The organism is Bacillus sp. LJBV19, assembly GCF_017797845.1.
Taxonomy (GTDB): domain Bacteria; phylum Bacillota; class Bacilli; order Bacillales; family Bacillaceae; genus Bacillus; species Bacillus velezensis.
The window spans coordinates 227,152-246,700 of sequence record NZ_CP072563.1 but is presented as its reverse complement, the minus strand read 5'-3'; the positions used below and the strand labels follow the sequence as shown (position 1 = coordinate 246,700).

Genomic DNA, 19,549 nt, shown 5'->3' with positions numbered 1-19,549 from the left:
AGTCAGAAAGGAAGGCCTATGAATCCCATTACACAAATATTAAATGAATACCCGGTGATGATCATAGACGGCGCGATGGCAACCGAGCTTGAGCGGATGGGCTGTGATTTACATGACGATCTGTGGTCGGCCAAAATTCTTTTGGAGAGACCAGAACTGATCAAACAGGTGCATGCAGAATATTTTGCCGCCGGCGCTGATTGCGCGATCACCGCCAGTTATCAATCGACAATCGAAGGATTTGCAGCGCGCGGCATCCCGGAAACCGATGCGATACGTCTCATTCAGACATCTGTTGAACTTGCCGCACAAGCACGCGATGAATTTTGGGCGCATGAAGAAAACCGTTTACACCGGCCCAAACCTTTGGTCGCCGCTTCTATCGGACCTTACGGCGCGAGCCTCGCTGACGGCTCAGAATATCGCGGGCATTACGGACTGACGGAGGATGAGCTGATCAGCTTTCACCGCCCCCGGATGAAAGCCCTCATACAATCCGGCGCCGATCTTTTGGCCTGCGAGACCATTCCGTGCCTGTCAGAAGCAAAAGCGATCACAAGGCTGCTGGAGGAATTCCCCGGCACTTATGCATGGATCAGCTTCAGCGCCAAAGACGGACGGCATATCAGCGAAGGCACTCCTATTTCCGAATGCGCGGCCCTGCTTGACTCCTGCAGCCAAATCGCAGCGATCGGCATCAACTGCACACCGATTGAACATATTCCGCCGCTGATAGAAGAAATCAAACGGTCAGCAACCAAACCGATTATCGCCTATCCGAACTCCGGCGAACAATATGACCCAGTGACAAAAACCTGGAAAGGCGCAGCGTGCGAAAACCATTTCGGAAAAAGCGCGCAAAGCTGGTACGAAAACGGCGTGAGCCTGATCGGAGGCTGCTGCCGGACGAAACCTGCGGACATTCAGGCCATTGCCGATTGGGCCAAGACCTTAAAAACAACTTGACTAATCGGAATAGTTTGTATATTCTATTCAAAAAGCCGGTTCGCCGGAATCTCGTGCCGTTCGCCGGCATGAGATTTTTTATTAGAACGGCCCTCGCAGAAAGTTGGAAAACAATGAACAACAAGAATGAGACGAATTTTCAGAGAAGTATGAAAAGCAGACACCTCTTTATGCTATCACTCGGAGGTGTGATCGGAACGGGGCTGTTTTTAAGCTCTGGGTATACCATTCATCAGGCGGGTCCGGCGGGCACCATTTTCGCTTACCTTTTGGGCGCGGGCATCGTCTATCTTGTCATGCTTTGCCTCGGTGAACTGTCAGTGGCCATGCCGGTGACGGGCGCATTCCACACCTATGCGAAAACCTATATCGGGCCCGCGACGGGCTTTACGGTCGCATGGCTGTACTGGCTGACGTGGGCGGTGGCGCTGGGCTCTGAATTCACGGCGGCCGGGCTTTTCATGCAGCGCTGGTTCCCGCATACTTCAGTTTGGATGTGGAGTGCGGTATTCGCTCTTCTCATCTTTTTATTAAACGCCTTCTCCGTGAAATTTTTTGCTGAATCGGAGTTTTGGTTCTCAAGCATTAAAGTCTTAGCCATCTTACTGTTTATTTTATTGGGCGGAGCGGCGATGTTCGGCATCGTCCCGATGAAAAGCGGTGAGGCCGCACCTATGCTGTCGAACTTTACGGATGGCGGCAGCCTTTTTCCAAATGGCTTTTTCCCGATACTGATGACAATGCTTTCAGTAAACTTCGCTTTTTCAGGGACGGAATTGATCGGAATCGCCGCCGGGGAAAGCGCCGATCCGGAAAAAACCGTTCCGCGCGCCATTAAAACCACAGTCTGGCGGCTGGCGCTTTTCTTTATCGGAACGATTTTTGTGCTGTCAGGGATGATCTCCATCAAGGAAGCCGGTGTGATTGAAAGCCCGTTCGTCACGGTATTTGACAGAGTCGGCGTGCCTTATGCGGCCGATCTGATGAATTTCGTCATTTTAACAGCGCTTCTGTCTGCGGCCAATTCAGGGCTGTACGCGTCATCACGTATGCTGTGGTCCCTGTCTAAAGAAGGGGAGCTTCATCCCGCCTTTGCCAGACTGACTTCTAGAGGCATTCCTTTTAACGCTCTGATCTTCAGTATGATCGGCGGCATTCTGTCGTTGTTGTCAAGCGTGGTTGCAGCGGATACAGTCTATCTTGTTCTCGTCTCCGTCTCAGGATTTGCGGTAGTGGCTGTGTGGATGAGCATCGCCGCATCGCAATTTTTGTTCAGAAGACGGTTTCTTACAGAAGGGCATCAGCTTTCAGACTTGAAATACAGGACGCCGGGATATCCGGCCGTACCGATAGCGGCCTTTCTCCTGTGCCTCGCCTCCTGTATCGGCATCGCTTTTGATCCGAACCAGGCCATCGCCCTTTATTGCGGAATTGCATTTATGGCCGTTTGCTACAGCGCTTATTACTTGAAAAACCGGAAAAGCAGAGCCCGCGTGCAAGCCGTAAAATCCCAATAACCGAAAAAAGAACCCTGCAGCGCAAGGGTTCTTTTTTCATTTATACTTCAACCACCCATCTGAACGAATCCCGCACCTTCCCGACTTGGATGCCGGCAATCGTTTCATAGAGCCTTTCTGACACTTCACCGATCAAACCGTTATTCAGCTCAATCGTTTCTCCGTGAATGTGCAGCGCGCCGACCGGCGAGATGACGGCCGCGGTTCCCGTACCGAATACCTCTGACACCCCGCCTCTCATCGCAGCCTCATAGATGTCATCAATGGCGACCTGTTCTTCCCTGACACGGATGCCCCAGCTTTTTAACAGCTCTATCACAGATGCGCGTGTGATGCCCCCGAGAATGCTTCCGTTTAATGACGGCGTTACGGCCTCTCCGTTTATGATGAAAAAGATATTCATACTTCCTACCTCTTCGGCATATTTCTTTTCCACCCCGTCGAGCCAAAGCACCTGATCATACCCCAGTTCTTCGGCTTTCCGCTGAGCCTGTAAGCTGGCCGCATAATTTCCGGACGTTTTGACGTCGCCCACTCCGCCGGTGACGGCACGCACATACTCATCCTCCACATAAATCCGGATCGGTTTCAGCTGATCGCCGTAGTACGAACCGACAGGCGTCAGAACAACCATGAACTTGTAACGCTTTGAAGGCCGGACGCCTAAAGAAGGCTCAGTCGCAATTACAAACGGCCGGATATATAAAGAGGTTCCTTTTTCTATCGGTATCCATTCCTGCTCCAGCTCCACCAATTGTATCAATGCTTCCAGCGCCAGCTTCTCGTCAAGAGGCGGCATGCTCATCCGCCGTAACGATTTATTCAGCCGTTTTATATTTTGGTCAGGACGGAACATCAACACCCGGCCGTCTTCTGACCTGTAAGCCTTCAGCCCTTCAAATACGGCCTGCCCGTAATGGAAAACCGATGCGGAAGGATCCAGATGGACCGGTTCATAAGGTGTGATTCTCGGATCATGCCACCCTCTCTCCTCTTCGTAATCCATGACAAACATGTAATCTGTGAAGTACTTGCCAAATCCCAATGAAGCGGAATCCGGTTTTTCTTTTCTTGCTGTGACCTTACGTCTTTCAATCAGTTGATTCAACAAAAGCACACCTTTCTTGTAATTGTTTAAATTTTCAGTCTTTTATAAGCTGCCTGTTTTCTCTGTCCCGAATCTTGTATGCACAGATATATGAGAATGCAGTTGACCGTATCATATCAAATATACCACTTATAAGAGGATAATTATCACAATTTTTGATATTTTCAAGCGAAAATCTAACTTTATTTTATTCTCCTTCATTTTTTTCAATGCGGACTTTCTGTCATATTAAATGATTGCGCTTACATAATGTAAAGCAATCCTTTCTTTCGCACAGTCAATAATGTGACAAATTTATGGCGGATAGGAAGGTGGTTGCCGCCTGCTTCACGAATTACGTATGAAATGCGCAAGTAAAAGGGGGATTCGCTTGAAAAAATTTATCGCATTCCAGATTTTGATCGCTTTAGCCATCGGAGCATTGATCGGCCATTTCTTCCCGGATTTCGGGATGGCGCTGCGGCCCGTCGGAGACGGATTTATCCGCCTGATTAAAATGATTGTCGTGCCGATCGTGTTTTCAACCATTGTCATCGGAGCCGCCGGCAGCGGCAGTATGAAAAAAATGGGCAGTCTCGGCATCAAAACGATTATTTGGTTCGAAGTGATTACGACGCTTGTTCTGGCGCTCGGTCTGTTATTGGCGAACGTGCTGAAGCCGGGAGTCGGCCTTAACCTCTCTCATCTTGCTAAAAAAGATATTCACGAGCTTTCCGGCTATACGGAAAAAGTAGTCGACCTGAAACAAATGCTTCTTGATATTATCCCCGTTAACATCATTGACGTCATGGCGAAAAACGATCTTCTCGCCGTCATTTTTTTCGCGATTTTATTCGGTGTTGCCGCAGCCGGCATCGGCAAAGCCTCCGCACCTGTCATGAGTTTCTTCGAATCCACGGCAAATATTATGTTCAAACTGACGCAGATGGTGATGGTCACCGCTCCGATCGGCGTTCTCGCCCTGATGGCCGCCTCCGTCGGGCAATTCGGAATCGCGCTTTTGCTTCCGATGCTGAAGCTGATCGGCACTGTGTTCCTCGGGCTGTTCCTGATACTCTTCGTTCTGTTTCCGATCGTGGGGCTTATCTTTAAAATCAAGTACTTTGAAGTGCTGAAAATGATTTGGGATCTGTTTTTGATCGCTTTCTCCACGACAAGCACAGAAACCATTCTGCCTCAGCTGATGGATCGGATGGAGAAATACGGCTGTCCGAAGCGGGTCGTCTCCTTTGTGGTTCCGTCAGGTTTATCGCTGAACTGTGACGGCTCAAGCCTCTATTTATCGGTGTCCTGTATTTTCCTGGCGCAGGCGTTTCGTGTGGAGATGCCGCTTTCTCAGCAGCTTCTGATGATGCTTGTCCTCGTGATGACAAGCAAAGGCATTGCCGCCGTCCCGTCAGGCTCACTCGTCGTGCTTCTGGCGACAGCGAATGCCGTCGGTCTCCCCGCGGAAGGTGTGGCCATCATTGCCGGTGTCGACCGCGTCATGGACATGGCGCGGACCGGCGTCAACGTGCCCGGCCATGCGGTCGCCTGCATCGTCGTGTCCAAGTGGGAAAAAGCATTCAAATATAAAGGACCCGTCACGGCAGACCAGACCGCCCGGACAGAAAGTATGTAAACACAAAAAAGACCACCTCATTGGTGGTCTTTTCTATTAATCAATCGCCGCATGATCCTCTTTTTCAATCAAAGCAAGGCGTTCATTGATTTCTTCCTGAGTCATTTCGTGCTCTTTCACATACATGTTGCGTTCGTTCGTACGGCATTCGTGACTGCAGCTGCGCATGTATTTGTATTCATTCTCAGGTGTGCAGATCATTTTTTTATTACATGCCGGATTTGCGCAGTTCACATAACGCTCGCACGGCTCGCCCGTGAAATAATCTTTTCCGATGATGACGTGCTCTACGCGGTTGACCGGTACGCTGATTCTTTCGTCAAACACGTAGCACTGTCCGTCCCACAGCTGCCCTTTCACTTCAGGATCTTTACCGTAAGTGACGATACCGCCGTCAAGCTGGGACACGTCTTCAAAGCCCTTCTTCAGCAGCCAGCCGGAAAATTTCTCACAGCGTACGCCGCCTGTGCAGTACGTGAGGATTTTTTTGCCTTCAAGCATGTCTTTGTGCTCTTCAATCCAGTCCGGCAGCTCACGGAACGCCTCAATATCAGGTCTGACCGCTCCGCGGAAATGACCGAGATCATACTCATAGTCGTTTCTGGCGTCGATCACGATCGTGTCAGGGTCCTGCATTTGCTCATAAAAGTCTTTCGGTTTCAAATGCTTGCCCGTCGTGACATTCGGATCAACATCATCTTCGAGACGAAGCGTCACCAATTCTTTTTTATGGCGCACAAACATTTTGCGGAATGCATGTCCGTCAGCCTCGTCAATTTTGATCGGCATGTCGGCAAAGCGCGGATCAGCTTTCAGCGCATTCATGTATTGATCCGTCTGTTCAACCGTTCCGGACACCGTACCGTTAATGCCTTCCTCAGAAATCAAAATACGGCCTAACAGACCGAGCTCCTTACAAAACTTCAAATGCTGAGCCGTGAACTCCTCAGGCTCATCAATCTTTACATATTTATAATAAAGTAAAACTCTATATTGTTTTTCCATGATTTATACACCCTGTTCAATTATATTAATGATCGCACACTCTACTATATCATACAGGAAAACGGGCGAAAGATGAACATTTCCGTCCGTACTCTTTCTTCCAGTCACGCTTCGCCTTTTAAAACCTGCTGAAAATAAAACCGATACGTATTGCGCAAAAAGGTCTCAAGCGAAAGGCCGGCCGCGGTCTGATACTTGCCGATAATAAACGGAAAACGTTCACGGCCTTTTGTCCGCAGAAGATCGGCGCTGTCTTCAGCCAGTTCTGAGATGAGCGCCTCAACGACAGGCCGGCATGCGTCCCGCACGGCTTCAAGAATTTGCTGATCGCCTGTATGCTGGTACTGTTCTATCAGCTTTGCCAAATCCTTTTCTTCCATAATGTTCACTTCCTTACACCATATAAAAAAGAGGAGCAGCTTTTATAAAGCGGACGCCTCCTCCTGTGACTCCGCATAACCGATGATCTGGCCGACCTGTAATTCACGGCCTTCAGTCAGGTTATCCGAAGGGGTAAACATATCTTTCTCGAATACTAAAATAACGGTCGATCCAAATGAAAAATAGCCCAGCTCTTCCCCCGTCTCAAGCCTGTTTCCGGTGTTTGTCTGAACGATCGAGTTAATATTCATCGCACCTACCGGAATCATGAGCATCTGCTGATCAGCACGGGTCAGCTCGTACACATAACGGTAATTTTTTGAGAGCACATCTTTCCCGTACTTTAACCCCATCGTATTAACGGGATAGGAGCGTTTCCCCAGCTCGGCCAGCTTCTGATACGTGCAGCTGACGGGAGAATGGAAGCGGTGGTAATGTCTCGGGCTCAGGTAAAGCACGGCAAAACACCCGCCGTTATACTTGTGATCGGCGCTTTTAAACCCCGTCAGTTCAGCGAACGAATAATCCTTCCCTTTTACCATGAAAGTTTGATTGGGATTAATCATGCCCACCGTCTGAACGACGCCGTCCACCGGGCTGACGATGGCGTTCTTCTCTTTTGCCACGGGGCGGAGATTCAAATTAATATCACGAATAAAAAATGACGCCAGTGAATCAAAGTCAGAAGCCGTGCGTTCCGTTTCATTCCAGTTGATGCGATAGTGTTTGGAAAACAGCGGAATCATCGGCTTGCTCAGTTTCGATTCACAGAAGTTTTTAATGAGATAAGACGTCAATCGATTATTAGTCAGTTCAATCAAAGAACGGTAAAGAACTTTAGCGGCAGTATTAAACATTGATTACTCCTATGAATTTTCCTATAGTAATAAAAATAAAACACCATAAAAACGCTCCGATGGCGGCGAAGCATAAGTAGGTTTTGAATTCCATTCTGCCGATTCCGGAAAAGTAGCAGGTCACGTGTCTGATGCCGGGGATGAAATAACCTAAAATAATGGTGTACGGCCCGTACTTCTTCATCCACCTGTCTACTTTCTCCATCCTCTTTTCCTTCAGGCCGACCCATTTTCCGAACTTATTAATAAACGGCCGGCCGGCTTTTCTGCCGATGAAGTAGCTGATAATCATCCCAAGGAGCGCTCCGATAAAGCTGATCAGAATGGAGAGCCCGTAATTCAGCACGTTTAAATGAGCGAAGTAGCCCACAAGCGTCATCATGACTTCATCCGGAATAGGCAATCCGATAATACCGAGTGTCAGCATAAGAAAAATTGCGATATATCCGTAATCAGATATTAATTGCTGAACTAATTCCATCTTCTGCTCTCCAGGTTTTCAGGCGCCTGTTTTTTAAAGTGCGGAAATTTAATGTTGCTGACCATTAAATAACCGAGCGCGATCGTTCCCGCCCCCAGAAGAAAAGCGTTATTGATAAAGCTCAAAATGACAAGACACATACCCGCAAACGGAATCGGCATCCCGATAAACGTCGGCAGCTTGCTTTGTTCAATATTAAATCTGGAAAGACGGATCATCCCGCAGATGCTGTAGGAAAGCGCGATTAAAATTCCGATAAACGGAATCGTATATAGTGAAACACTGTAAGCGAGCATGGACGGCGCTACGCCGAACGTCACGAGATCAGCAAAGGAGTCAAGCTCTCTTCCCATCTCCGATACCGCGTTCAGCTTACGGGCGGCCAAACCGTCAAAGAAATCAAGAAACATCCCGGTGAAAATAAAGATCACCGCAGAGTGTATATTATGATACAAAAGGGAATGAATCGATAAGAGCCCGCAAATAAAATTTCCAATTGTAATCATACTAGGTATATAATTCACAGTTTACACAAACCTCCAATTAAAACCATATCAAATCGGACTGCGTATGAATAAAGAATTCATTTTACGGAAACATAAAATGGAATTCTTTCAATGCTATCATTCAAATTCTTTTATTATACAGCATTTGGTGTTATTTGATCAATCTAATCTGGTGATTTTTGTTTTTTCGCCGTTCATATTAAGGTAAGCAATCATGGTTTCCTCTATTCCGGATTACCCTGCTTAAATATTCCATGCCGCGATCCGGATTGTCCGTTCTTGATGAATGAAAAGCCGTATGATGTATTGTTATTTCCTTCTCAGTGAAATGAGAACATTACATATAACGATTGCGGACATAAAAAGTTTCAAGAGTTGAAAAGTCTGACTGATACAAAGCGGCCCATACATTATCTCACAACCCCGTTTTCCAGTATATAGTCTGTCCAAACAAAAAAGGCGCCTTACCATTACGGTAAAAACGCCTTTTAAGATCATTTTATGTAATTGATAAATGACTGAGTGCTTCGGCCGCTCTTTCTCTGGCCTCTTCAACGGTCTCAGCTGCAGAAAGCGCAACAGCCATACGGCGTCCTACTTTCGTGACGGGTTTACCGAATACGCGGACCTGAGTGCTTTTTACCGCCAAAGCCTTCTCCAAACCTTCAACCGCATAATCAGCAAGCTCTTTTGGCGCCTTCAGCGGACGGCTTGCCCCCGGCGACAGCTGAGTGATTTCCGGAATCGGGAATCCCAATACCGCGCGGACATGCAGCGCAAACTCCGACAAATTTTGCGTCACAAGCGTAACGAGTCCCGTATCATGCGGACGGGGAGACACCTCGCTGAAATATACTTTATCTTCAGTAAGGAAAAGCTCCACCCCGAACAAACCGTATCCGCCGAGCTCGTCCGTTATGCTTTTCGCAATGTGTTTCGCCTCTTTGATCTGCTGTTCCGTCATATGATGAGGCTGCCATGATTCAATATAGTCACCGTCTTTTTGTTCATGTCCGATCGGCGCGCAAAAGGACGTACCGTTCGCCGCGCGCACTGTCAGAAGAGTGATTTCTGATTCAAACGGAATGAATTCCTCAACGATGACCCGGCCGTTTTTCACCCGGCCGCCTTCCATCGCCATGTCCCAGCAGCTTTTCAGCCCGGAAGCCGAGCGGCACACGCTTTGCCCTTTTCCGGAAGAGCTCATCAGCGGTTTTACCACGCACGGAAAGCCGATTGTTTCCGCCGCTTCTTTAAATTCTTCATATGTATTCGCGAATTCATAGCCGGCAGTCGGAAGATGAAGCGTCTCTGCCGCAAGCCGTCTGATGCCTTCACGATCCATCGTCAGCTTTGCCGCACGCGCATTCGGAATGACGTGAAACCCTTCTTCCTCAAGCTTCAGCAGCTCATCCGTCGCAATGGCTTCCACTTCCGGCACAATCAAGTCCGGTTTTTCTTTCTCAATGACTTCTCTGACCTGCGCTTTATCAAGCATATCAATCACATAGCTTTTGTGCGCGGCCTGCATGGCGGGAGCATGCTCATAGCTGTCAACGGCTACAGTGACAACCCCGAGCCGCTGCGCTTCAATGACGACTTCTTTCCCCAGCTCGCCTGATCCTAATAACAACATCTTCTTCGCCTGATACATGTCCTTTGGCCCCTCCCTTTCTATACCCCACTCATTATAACGGAAATATTCAAAAAATAAAGACAAGATAGATGACAAGCTCTATCCTGTCTTTTGTTCTGATTCGAGCGATTCAATCGCCGCTGACACGTCCTTCTCGCTATACTGCCCCATTAAGCATAACGATTCTTCCGCCCGGCAGGCGTGAGAAGCAATGCGGCGCTTGGCTTCCTCATGGTTGTCAAGGATGCCGAGATCACAGAGGCTGACGGGGAAACCGAGCCGGCGGTAAAACGGAAGCAGCTCTTCAATCTCAGGTCTCCGATTCTCGAGCGCGAGCTGCACCAATATGCCGTAAGCAACCTTCTGGCCATGCAGCACCTGATGTGTCTCTTGAAGAAAACTGAGTCCGTTGTGGACCGCATGCGCCCCTGCCATCCTGCACAAACGGCCGCCATACCCGCCGACCGTTCCCGCAAGCATAATGATCGTTTCCGCCGTATGGATGAACGGCACGGACAGCTCGCCTTTCTCCATGCTTCCGACGGCCGCTTCACTGTAACGCAATAACAGATTACGGATATATTCCGCCTGTCTCAGCCCCGCCTGCGCCATCAGCGGCGCCGCCTCCTCCGTATTTCTGATGACCGCCTCAGCCTCATACCATTTCGCCAGCGTATCACCGATCCCGCTTTTCATATATTCAATGGGAGAGGAAAGCAAAAACAGCGGATCAACAAGCGTCAAATAGCTTGAACGCTTATGATAATCCACTCTGATAAAATTGCCGCTCTCATCATATATGACACTCAACGGCGTACTTGCCGCACACGTCCCCGCAATGGAAGGAACCATCACAGCCTCTATATCAAGCCGGTCTGCCGCCGCTTTTGCCAAATCCAAAATCGTGCCGCCTCCGATACCGATGATCACATCCGCGTCTTCCGCCTGCTCACAGACCTTACGCACCGCCTCAGGTGAACAGTATCCTTTATGCTGAATCACATCCCAGGAAGAACCGCCGCTGTAATCGGAGAACGCCTGATAGGATTTGATTCCGGTCACAATAACGGGTTTTCTGAATGTCTCCAGCAGCCCCGGAAGCTCTTTTGCGATTCCTTCCTTGCATATGTACTGATTCGGGCCGCTTCGGACGATATCTTCAGGCTTCATTCGAATCTCTCCTTTGGCTGGAATTTATATATATTTTCCCACTTGTCAGAAAATACATCAACCGGAGGTGCGTCAGCGCTTCGCTTCTTCCGCCTCCAAAAACAGCTCATCAAGCCGTTCCAAAGCCTCTGCCTTTTCAAAACTGCTGAACCACAGATCATCATAGGAATCAAGGATGCGGTAATGGTGGGAAATCAAATGCTGCTGCAAGCGGAACTCGCCTTTTTTCTCGATGGCTTTCCACCACACCTTGCCGCCCATCGTCTTCCCCTTCGGCCTGTCAATTGTGCGGTGAGCAACCGTTTCAATGACCTCCAGCGGATCATCTCCTAATACGGATTGCAGTGTTTCACTTGATCTGAAAAGCGCGCAAACCGCCACAACGTGCGGCCATTCCGCAAGCGCCCGCCCTTTCTCAATCTGCACCAGCGACTTTTTAGAAAGGCCGATCACATCCGCCATTTTCTCCTGTGTGTAGCCTCTCTCCGACCGGATTTTCTTCAGCTGGACTGAGACAAGCTCAGTCATATAATCTTGATCCATCTCAACCTCCATATTTATCAATATAGCCATTTTACACCGCGGCACGCCTTTTTTATATCAGAACATTTTCAAACGAAACAAAAGAATCGGTTTTCCTCTTCTTCTCACAAGCCCCACTTCCAGCAAGTCATGTTGGACGAAATCCGCCTGTTCTATTTCTCCCGGTTGCTTTTGAAAAAGTTAATTATTAAGCTACAGAGATCAAGCCACAACTCGGTTCCGAATTGGCGGTTATGTTGCCGACGCAGAGGATGCAGCAAATAGACGGATGTATGATGATGCAGTTGGATATTCACGTTTAGATTATGCTTTCCTGGCGGGACAAGGCCTTTTCCTGAAGCTTTAAAGAACCATGGATGGTATCAGTCGCGGTTTGATCATATCACTCACCCGCACAGCAACATCATACAAGAAACCCCCGCTCCCCATGTTACACTTAACATATCAACCACCACCGACAGGAGGCCCCCGATGCAAAACGAAACCCGCTCATTATTTTTAGATCCCTATCTCAATGTTGAGGCATACCGCTTTAAAGGCATTATGCAAAAGTTTCCCAATCATTTTCATGACTATTATGTCATCGGTTTTATTGAAAAGGGTCAGCGCCTGCTTGTTTGTCAAGGTCAGGAGTTTACCATCAGCCCCGGTGATCTTTTGCTTTTTAATCCTAGGGACACGCATAGCTGTGAACAGATTGACGGGCGGACGCTGGATTATCGGTGCATCAATGTGATGCCGGACGTAATGGAAAGAGCGGTGAAGGAAATGACAGGGGCAAACAATCTGCCGTACTTCACTCAGCATGTGTTATACCGGCATGAGCTGACATCGAGTTTACAGGAACTGCATGTGCTCATATCTCAAGGGGAACGGGCTTTACGGAAGGAAGAACTGTTTTTTTATCTTTTGGAGGAGCTGATTTGTGAATACTCTGACGTCACATTTCTCCGCACTGCACCGGAGCCGTCCGATGAAGTGAAAAAAGCGTGTGAATATATAGAAACACATTATACAGGCAACATCATGCTTGATGATTTGAGTAAAGTTACGGGCTGGAGCAAATATCATCTCTTACGGTCATTCACAAAGCAGAAAGGAATTTCTCCTTACAGCTATCTGGAGACGATCCGTATTAATCATGTGAAAAAGCTCCTTGAGAAAGGTGTAATGCCTGTTGACGCGGCTTTGATCACTGGGTTCAGTGATCAAAGCCACATGACGAAATTCTTCAAACGGCAGGTGGGCCTGACACCGAAGCAATATATGAAAATTTATGAAAAGGAGTTTCATAGATAATGACACGACAAGAAACCGCCGGACATGCGGCTGCTATCATCACCATTCTGATTTGGGGCACCACCTTTATTTCTACAAAAGTGCTGCTGGCTGATTTTTCACCGATTGCCATCTTGTTTTATCGTTTTTTACTGGGTTTTTTCGTCCTTTTGGCCGTCCGTCCGCGTCTGATCCCCGTTAAAAGCTGGCGGGAGGAGCTGTTGTTTGCGGGCGCAGGACTTTCCGGCGTCACGCTTTATTTCCTGTTAGAAAACATCGCATTAACTTATACTTACGCATCCAACGTCGGCATTATTGTTTCTATCATCCCTATGATTACCGCGGTTCTCGCTCATTTTATACTCGAAGGGGAATCGCTCCGCCTCTCCTTTTTCACTGGATTTGCAACGGCGCTTATCGGGCTTTTGTGCATTACCTTTAACGGCAATGCGGCGCTTCATTTAAATCCGCTGGGCGATATACTCGCAACAGCAGCGGCTATCGTATTCGCGTTTTATTCTATTTTTATGAAATCTCTCGGCACCCGGCGTTACCATACCATCGAAGTGACACAGCGGGTGTTTTTGTACGGACTGGTGTTTATGATTCCTTTTTTGTATCTCTTTGATTTCAGACAGGGGTATCATGCCTTCGCATCACTTTCTAATATATTCAATATGTTATACCTCGGCATCGGAGCCTCTGCTGTCTGCTTTGTGACATGGAATTATTCCGTCTCGGTACTGGGCGCTGTCAAAACGAGCGCTTACATTTATATCGTTCCCGTAGTGACAATCGCATCATCTGTCGTGTTCCTTCAGGAAAAAATGACTTGGATCGCACTTGCGGGGGGAGCGCTTATTTTATGCGGCCTTTATATGTCAGAAATGAAACCGAAGCCAAAGCAGAAGACTGAAAATGTGTAAATAAAGCAAGCGATTCCGATTGGTGCGGGATCGCTTGCTGTCTTTTTTGAAGGCATCCCGCTTGCCTGCCCTGACGTTCCGAAGTTTTATAGGCGCAGACAAACTGTCATACGTTTGCCACCTATGAATGAACGCACACTACACGCAATGGAGGGATTGCAATGGACGAAATGGTCCTGGAAACACAACAATGGCTGAATGAGACGTACAAAGGCAGACACGGGTACAACAAGGTGCCGGAAAACGGAAAAACGGGCTGGGATACCATTTACGGTCTGACACGGGCGCTTCAAATTGAGCTTGGTATTTCAGAACCTGCCGATAACTTCGGACCGACGACACAAAGATTGTTTAAGCCGTTGAAAAAGCAGGCTCCCGATTCTAAGCCGACAAACATGAATTACATTCTGCAAGGGGCGCTGTGGTGTAAAGGTTTTAACCCCGGCGGATTTTCAGGCGTTTTCTATGAAAATACCGAAAACGCTGTAAAAGAGTTTCAAAAAGCGGCCGGGCTCACTAAGCAAGACGGCATCGTCACGGCACTCATTATGAAGGCCTTGCTGGATATGAGCGCTTTTCGGTTAGTAGAGGGAGGCGACAAAAGAATCCGCCAAATCCAGCAGAACCTGAACCGGGATTACAATGACTACATCGGCTTGATGCCTTGTGACGGCTTATATGCCCGCGATACAAACAAGGCTCTCATTTATGCCCTGCAAAAAGAAGAAGGCATGAGCACAAGCGTCGCCAATGGATTTTTCGGAAACGGAACGACCAGCTTATGTCCTACCTTGACTCCCGGCGATTCACGGACAGGCTTTGTTTTGATTGTTCAATACGCGCTTTACTGTAATGGGGAAGCGTTTGATCCCGGTGAATTCGACGGAAAATACGGCGTCGGAGTTGTATCGGCAGTGAAAGCTTTCCAAAAGTTTATGTGCCTGCCGCAGACTGGTTATGCGGACATGCCGACGATTAAAGCTTTATTATCAAGCTCAGGCGACACAACCCGTGCTGCTTCAGCTTGTGACACCGCTGCCATTTTGACGGCAGATACGGCTAAAACTTTGCGTGAGAATGGCTATAAGATCGTGGGAAGATATCTGACCGGGAATGTGCGGACAAGCAGCGGACTGACATCGAAAGCGTTAACGTCAAAAGAACTTTCCACGATTTTCAATGCCGGCTTAAGCGTGTTTCCGATTTATCAGGACGGCGGCTATGAATCTTCTTATTTTGTAAAAGACCAAGGAACGAGAGATGCGTACAGCGCTGCATCAGCCGCCCGAAGATTAGGCTTTCCGTCAGGAACGACCATTTACTTTGCCGTCGATTTCGATGCGTATGATTATGAAGTCACAGATAAAATCATCCCTTACTTTCAAGAAATCAAGTCAGCTTTTATGAAAATGCAGGCGTTCTCAACTGCGCCGAAATATGAAATCGGGGTATACGGACCGAGAAACATTTGTATCCGGACGTCAGAAGCAGGTCTGACCAAATATAGCTTTACGGCTAACATGTCGACCGGATTCAGCGGCAACCTCGGATACCCGATGCCGAAAAACTGGGCTTTTGATCAATTTTATGAAGGAACGATCGGAAGCGGAGCGGGAAAAGTCGCCATTGACAAAGACGGATACTCCGGAAAAGACTCGGGTGCAAGCAGCGTCCATCCGCCTTCTGATCCTGTGTATGATGCAAGACTAAACACATTAACCAATATCCTGTCAACAATTCCAGATTTAGAGAATTCATCCGGTCTTGCCAATATGATGTTCGAATTCGATACAACCGAAACCATTTTAACTTCCCCAACTTTAGATATCTTATTGTCTACTTCAATTCTGTATACGATCCCAAGTGAGGGGTCTGCTAATACAATGACAATAACGAATGGAAAGCCCGGGGCATATGTTACTGGTTTACTGGGAGATACACAAACAATACTTACGGCTTCAGACATCCGTTCTTATCAAAATTTATTAGACAATCTGAGCCTATCTGTAAGAAACGGTTATCTGGAAATGGCAGTGACCCCATCTGCTCAATCATTAGATGTTTCAATTAAAATCTATACACCTGACATTCCAGTTGCCGATGGGTCCACAACTGGACTTACGACCATGTTTACGTTTAGAATTAAAACGTATAAAGGTGTACCGGTTTCAGCTGCAGAAAGTGAATTAGCGAAGGACTGGGATCTTCTCCCTTCAGGCCTCGTTATTGTTGCAGGCCTGTCTGCTTTCTATTTTACCTCTAAAATCCTTACAGTTGAAAAACCGACTGGGAATAAAACTGTAGAAACGGTAACTGAATTTGCCGTATTTTTGTTAGCTCTTTACGCTTATATGACTGATCTCTACTAATCAAAGAAAAACTGCATGAATATCTCATTCATGCAGTTTTATTCCTATTATTTTTTTGGAGGTTTCACTCATTGAATGAAAATCAATCTGCATTTAACACAGCAAAGCAAACCGCACAAAGATTGTTAAAATGTAAGAATGAACAAGAAATGATGGACTTTTTAGCTGAACAGGATGTACATACGCTCAGTCTTTTAAAGTACTATTACTCTGCTCCGGCTCTTCCTTTTCAAATGCTCATGAAGATTGCTTTTTGCTGTATAGTGATAGCGTTGATCTTCACTTCATTCTTGTTTATTCAAGTCAAAACACTCATACCTATTCCCATTTTATCTGATCTGTTGCCGGCAGTGTTTTCACTGTTTACAATCGGATGTATTGTCGCGTTTTATATGTTTTTTTCGCGCGAAAAGAAAGACCGGTTACCTGACAGCCGCTTAAGAAGAAACACTTACTCCTTCCGGGTTATAAATATGATAAATACAAATCTGGAAAAGAAATATCGTACACTGGCTTCTTTAGCGGGCGGTAAACAAAGTGATGATACACTCGACGAAAGCATGAAGCAGATTAGCTCTTGTAAAAATGATGAAGAACTGATGAAATGTCTTGAAGAACAAGATACTGAGAAGTTATTCAAGCTGAAAAATCAGTTTTCCAAACCTGACTCCTCATTATTTGATTTTATGAAATGGATTTTTATCGGAAGCGTTATTGCTATGTTTCTGACTGCACTTTTCTCAGGTCAAGTCAGCTATGTTCATGTTCCCCGCCTACTTCCGTATCTCCTGCTTGTATTATTCGCCAGGGGCTTAATATATCTAATAAAACTGCTGAAACTATACCAAAAAGGGCCTTTGCACTCCATTTCTCACTTTACAAAGAACGCTGAAAACACCCGTATCACCGGAATGATAGACTTTGTCCTCGAACAACGATACAAAGACATGATCAGTTAAAAACCCCTCTGCTTAAGGGGTTTTTTATTATGCAATTCCTTCACCCCCCTTATCAAAAAAGGCTCTTCCCCTTTGGAAATAACCGGAACACCCAATTTCGTTTTCAATATAATGAGGTAGTGGATCTGCAAAGAAAGAAGGGCGACATGATGGGTATCATTAATGGCAAAATGTTCATTGACCGATTAAATCAGCTTGGAAATGAGATTTGGCTCGATGGTGAAAAGATCGAGGGACAGATTTCTGAACATCCCGCATTTAAGGGCCTTCTGGAAACGAAGCGCTCTCTTTATGATTTGCAAACGAAACCGGACATGAAAGATCAAATGACTTACAGTCTTCCCGGTAAAAAAGAACGGGCCGGGCTTTCATACCTGCAGCCGAAAACGAAAGAAGACGTAAAAAGAAGAAGAAACATGTTCGAACATTGGGCCAGACACACGCACGGAATGATGGGACGAAGCCCGGATTATATGAATACCGTGCTGATGAGCTTCGCCTCCTCTGCCGCGCTTTTGAAAGACCGCGAGCATTGTTTTCCGGAACATGTTCAAGCGCTGTACGAACGCGCTGCTGCTCAGGATCTTTCTTTTACGCACACGTTTATCACCCCTCAGGTGAATCGTTCACAAATGGGTGTAAACGTATCGCCGACACCTATCTCGGCAAAAGTCGTCGATAAAAATGAAAAAGGCCTCATCATACACGGCGCCCGGATTTTAGCCACACAAGGCGGCCTGACGGATGAAGTGCTCGTGGTTTCTCTGCCTAAAATGTATTTTGAATCGGATGAAGCGTTCGCTTTTTCAATCCCTTCCAATACAAAGGGAGTAAAATTCATCTGCAGGGAATCTTTCGTACTCGGAAAATCAGCGTTTGATTATCCGCTCAGCTCAAGATATGAAGAAATGGATTCTATCGTTGTATTTGATCACGTTTTGGTCCCTTGGGAACGCGTATTTTTTTATAATAATTACGAGGCGGCTTTTGATTTTAATATGAAAAGCTCTTTTAACGCCTTCGCATTTCATCAAGTTATCACGAGACAAATTGTAAAGACGGAGTTTCTCCTGGGCCTCGCCCAAACGCTTGTCGAAGCGATAGATGTGGGCGAATATCAGCATATTCAGGCTAAGATGGCTGAAATCATCACCGGTCTGGAAACGATGAAAGCCCTTCTGGAAAAGTCGGAGAATGATGCGGAAACAGATGAATGGGGTTATATGCGTCCGAGTGTCACTCCGCTTCGTGTGGTCAGCGCGATTTTTCCCGACATCTACCCGCGCTTCACGGAAATCATTCAGCTGATCGGGGCAAGCGGAATGGTGACTTTGCCGACTGAAAAAGCGTTCCGTTCTGACATCAGAGGAGACCTTGACCAATACTTGCAGGCGGCCGAATTGAACGCTGAGGACCGGGTAAAAGTGTTCCGCCTCGCATGGGATTTGACCATGAGCCCCTTTGGAACAAGACAGACACAATATGAGCGGTACTTCTTCGGTGACCCCGTCCGCTTAACCAGCCATCTGTACAGAAGCTATCCGAAAGAAGAACAGACCGCGGTCATCAAGGAATTCCTGCACATTCATAAATAAAACAAAGCAGAGAGCGCATCTCTGCTTTTGATAGCTGGATCGGCTGCCGCCGATCCTATTTTTTATTTTGGCTGATCACCACCATCGTAATATGCGATAACGCGAAAGAGACAAGCGTATACACAACGGCCCACCCGATAAACGAGAAATTCAATACGGTAAATGTGCATATAAGGCAAACGGCTAAAGCGGCAGCCGGCATAATGAACGCGTTTTTAAACAGATACGTTCCGGCGACTGACAAGATGATGATACAAAGCGGCAGAACACCGAACGCAAAATCCAATTCATCAATCAACAGATGCACTCCCTTCGCTTTTCTTAGTTCGGCCTAACACATCTTATGCCTGAGTACAAAATCGAGTACTTCAAATCTTTCGTGCTCCGGCTGATATTCCCTCCGGTTATTTATTCAAAAAAATGAAAACTTTCCTTAAAGCGTTTACATTCACGTCAGACTGTGATAATTTAAGAAAGCGCTATCATACACAAGTTAATGATTTTTGGATGGAGATGAGGAGAACCAGGAAACCCCGCCCTTTCACAAGGGTGACTTCTGGTTCTTTTTGTCATTTTCAAGGAAAGGAGTCATACATACATCATGATAGACGTTCAGCAAAGGGGAGGATAT

The 19,549-nt window shown here is 47.0% G+C and carries 18 protein-coding genes; 8 read left to right on the top strand and 10 right to left on the bottom strand.

Annotated elements, in window-relative coordinates; all coding sequences use genetic code 11:
* The first annotated feature begins 18 nt into the window (after positions 1-18).
* Positions 19-966, top strand: a complete 948-nt coding sequence (mmuM, locus tag J6600_RS01365) for a homocysteine S-methyltransferase (protein ID WP_209387846.1) — start codon at positions 19-21, stop codon at positions 964-966.
* Positions 967-1,079: 113 nt separating this feature from the next.
* Positions 1,080-2,483: an amino acid permease gene (locus J6600_RS01360; protein WP_161512148.1), complete on the top strand. Its 1,404-nt coding sequence runs from the start codon at positions 1,080-1,082 to the stop codon at positions 2,481-2,483.
* Between the two features lie 40 nt (positions 2,484-2,523).
* On the opposite strand, the gene J6600_RS01355 is transcribed toward J6600_RS01360, so the two are convergent.
* On the bottom strand, positions 2,524-3,591 hold the full coding sequence (locus J6600_RS01355; RefSeq protein ID WP_209387845.1) for a branched-chain amino acid aminotransferase: 1,068 nt from the start codon (positions 3,589-3,591) through the stop codon (positions 2,524-2,526).
* A gap of 370 nt (positions 3,592-3,961) precedes the next feature.
* On the opposite strand from J6600_RS01355, the gene gltP reads away from it, so the two are divergent.
* The gene (gene gltP, locus J6600_RS01350) at positions 3,962-5,212 is read left to right on the top strand and encodes a glutamate-aspartate/proton symporter GltP (protein ID WP_209387844.1); all 1,251 of its coding nucleotides are present in this window, start codon (positions 3,962-3,964) and stop codon (positions 5,210-5,212) included.
* Between the two features lie 36 nt (positions 5,213-5,248).
* Here gltP and trhO read toward each other — a convergent pair whose 3' ends face one another.
* From trhO to J6600_RS01310, 8 genes are all read right to left on the bottom strand, one after another.
* The gene (gene trhO, locus J6600_RS01345) at positions 5,249-6,217 is read right to left on the bottom strand and encodes an oxygen-dependent tRNA uridine(34) hydroxylase TrhO (RefSeq protein ID WP_031378711.1); all 969 of its coding nucleotides are present in this window, start codon (positions 6,215-6,217) and stop codon (positions 5,249-5,251) included.
* 104 nt (positions 6,218-6,321) lie between these two features.
* The gene (locus tag J6600_RS01340) at positions 6,322-6,597 is read right to left on the bottom strand and encodes a hypothetical protein (RefSeq protein ID WP_095273285.1); all 276 of its coding nucleotides are present in this window, start codon (positions 6,595-6,597) and stop codon (positions 6,322-6,324) included.
* A gap of 42 nt (positions 6,598-6,639) precedes the next feature.
* Positions 6,640-7,455, bottom strand: coding sequence for a phosphatidylserine decarboxylase (locus J6600_RS01335; RefSeq protein ID WP_015239079.1), 816 nt, complete (start codon positions 7,453-7,455; stop codon positions 6,640-6,642).
* Positions 7,448-7,936: a DedA family protein gene (locus tag J6600_RS01330; RefSeq protein WP_003156711.1), complete on the bottom strand. Its 489-nt coding sequence runs from the start codon at positions 7,934-7,936 to the stop codon at positions 7,448-7,450. Before J6600_RS01330 ends, J6600_RS01335 begins: the two co-directional genes overlap by 8 nt.
* Complete coding sequence (gene pssA, locus J6600_RS01325) at positions 7,927-8,460, bottom strand: CDP-diacylglycerol--serine O-phosphatidyltransferase (RefSeq protein ID WP_007409002.1); 534 nt, start codon at positions 8,458-8,460, stop codon at positions 7,927-7,929. The genes J6600_RS01330 and pssA overlap by 10 nt, the downstream gene beginning before the upstream one ends.
* A 481-nt stretch (positions 8,461-8,941) precedes the next feature.
* Entirely contained in the window at positions 8,942-10,096 is a 1,155-nt protein-coding gene (gene purT, locus J6600_RS01320; RefSeq protein ID WP_011996252.1) for a phosphoribosylglycinamide formyltransferase 2, read from the bottom strand.
* Positions 10,097-10,177: 81 nt separating this feature from the next.
* Positions 10,178-11,248, bottom strand: a complete 1,071-nt coding sequence (locus tag J6600_RS01315; protein ID WP_209387843.1) for an iron-containing alcohol dehydrogenase family protein — start codon at positions 11,246-11,248, stop codon at positions 10,178-10,180.
* Positions 11,249-11,320: 72 nt separating this feature from the next.
* Positions 11,321-11,791 carry a helix-turn-helix transcriptional regulator gene (locus tag J6600_RS01310; protein ID WP_003156718.1) on the bottom strand — a complete coding sequence of 157 codons (471 nt, stop codon included), beginning with the start codon at positions 11,789-11,791 and terminating at the stop codon, positions 11,321-11,323.
* Positions 11,792-12,262: 471 nt separating this feature from the next.
* On the opposite strand from J6600_RS01310, the gene J6600_RS01305 reads away from it, so the two are divergent.
* The 5 genes from J6600_RS01305 to hpaB all read left to right on the top strand — a co-directional run bounded on the left by J6600_RS01305 (position 12,263) and on the right by hpaB (position 18,918).
* Positions 12,263-13,090: an AraC family ligand binding domain-containing protein gene (locus J6600_RS01305; protein ID WP_115940389.1), complete on the top strand. Its 828-nt coding sequence runs from the start codon at positions 12,263-12,265 to the stop codon at positions 13,088-13,090.
* Complete coding sequence (locus J6600_RS01300; protein ID WP_395940758.1) at positions 13,090-13,995, top strand: DMT family transporter; 906 nt, start codon at positions 13,090-13,092, stop codon at positions 13,993-13,995. Before J6600_RS01305 ends, J6600_RS01300 begins: the two co-directional genes overlap by 1 nt.
* Before the next feature lie 161 nt (positions 13,996-14,156).
* On the top strand, positions 14,157-16,364 hold the full coding sequence (locus J6600_RS01295) for a glycoside hydrolase domain-containing protein (protein ID WP_209387842.1): 2,208 nt from the start codon (positions 14,157-14,159) through the stop codon (positions 16,362-16,364).
* Between the two features lie 71 nt (positions 16,365-16,435).
* On the top strand, positions 16,436-17,323 hold the full coding sequence (locus tag J6600_RS01290) for a hypothetical protein (RefSeq protein WP_209387841.1): 888 nt from the start codon (positions 16,436-16,438) through the stop codon (positions 17,321-17,323).
* A 149-nt stretch (positions 17,324-17,472) separates the two neighbouring features.
* Positions 17,473-18,918: a 4-hydroxyphenylacetate 3-monooxygenase, oxygenase component gene (hpaB, locus tag J6600_RS01285; RefSeq protein ID WP_044802692.1), complete on the top strand. Its 1,446-nt coding sequence runs from the start codon at positions 17,473-17,475 to the stop codon at positions 18,916-18,918.
* A 55-nt stretch (positions 18,919-18,973) separates the two neighbouring features.
* Here hpaB and J6600_RS01280 read toward each other — a convergent pair whose 3' ends face one another.
* Positions 18,974-19,216 (bottom strand): DUF2651 family protein, encoded by a 243-nt coding sequence (locus J6600_RS01280; protein ID WP_007408994.1) that lies wholly within the window; start codon positions 19,214-19,216, stop codon positions 18,974-18,976.
* Between the last annotated feature and the right edge of the window lie 333 nt (positions 19,217-19,549).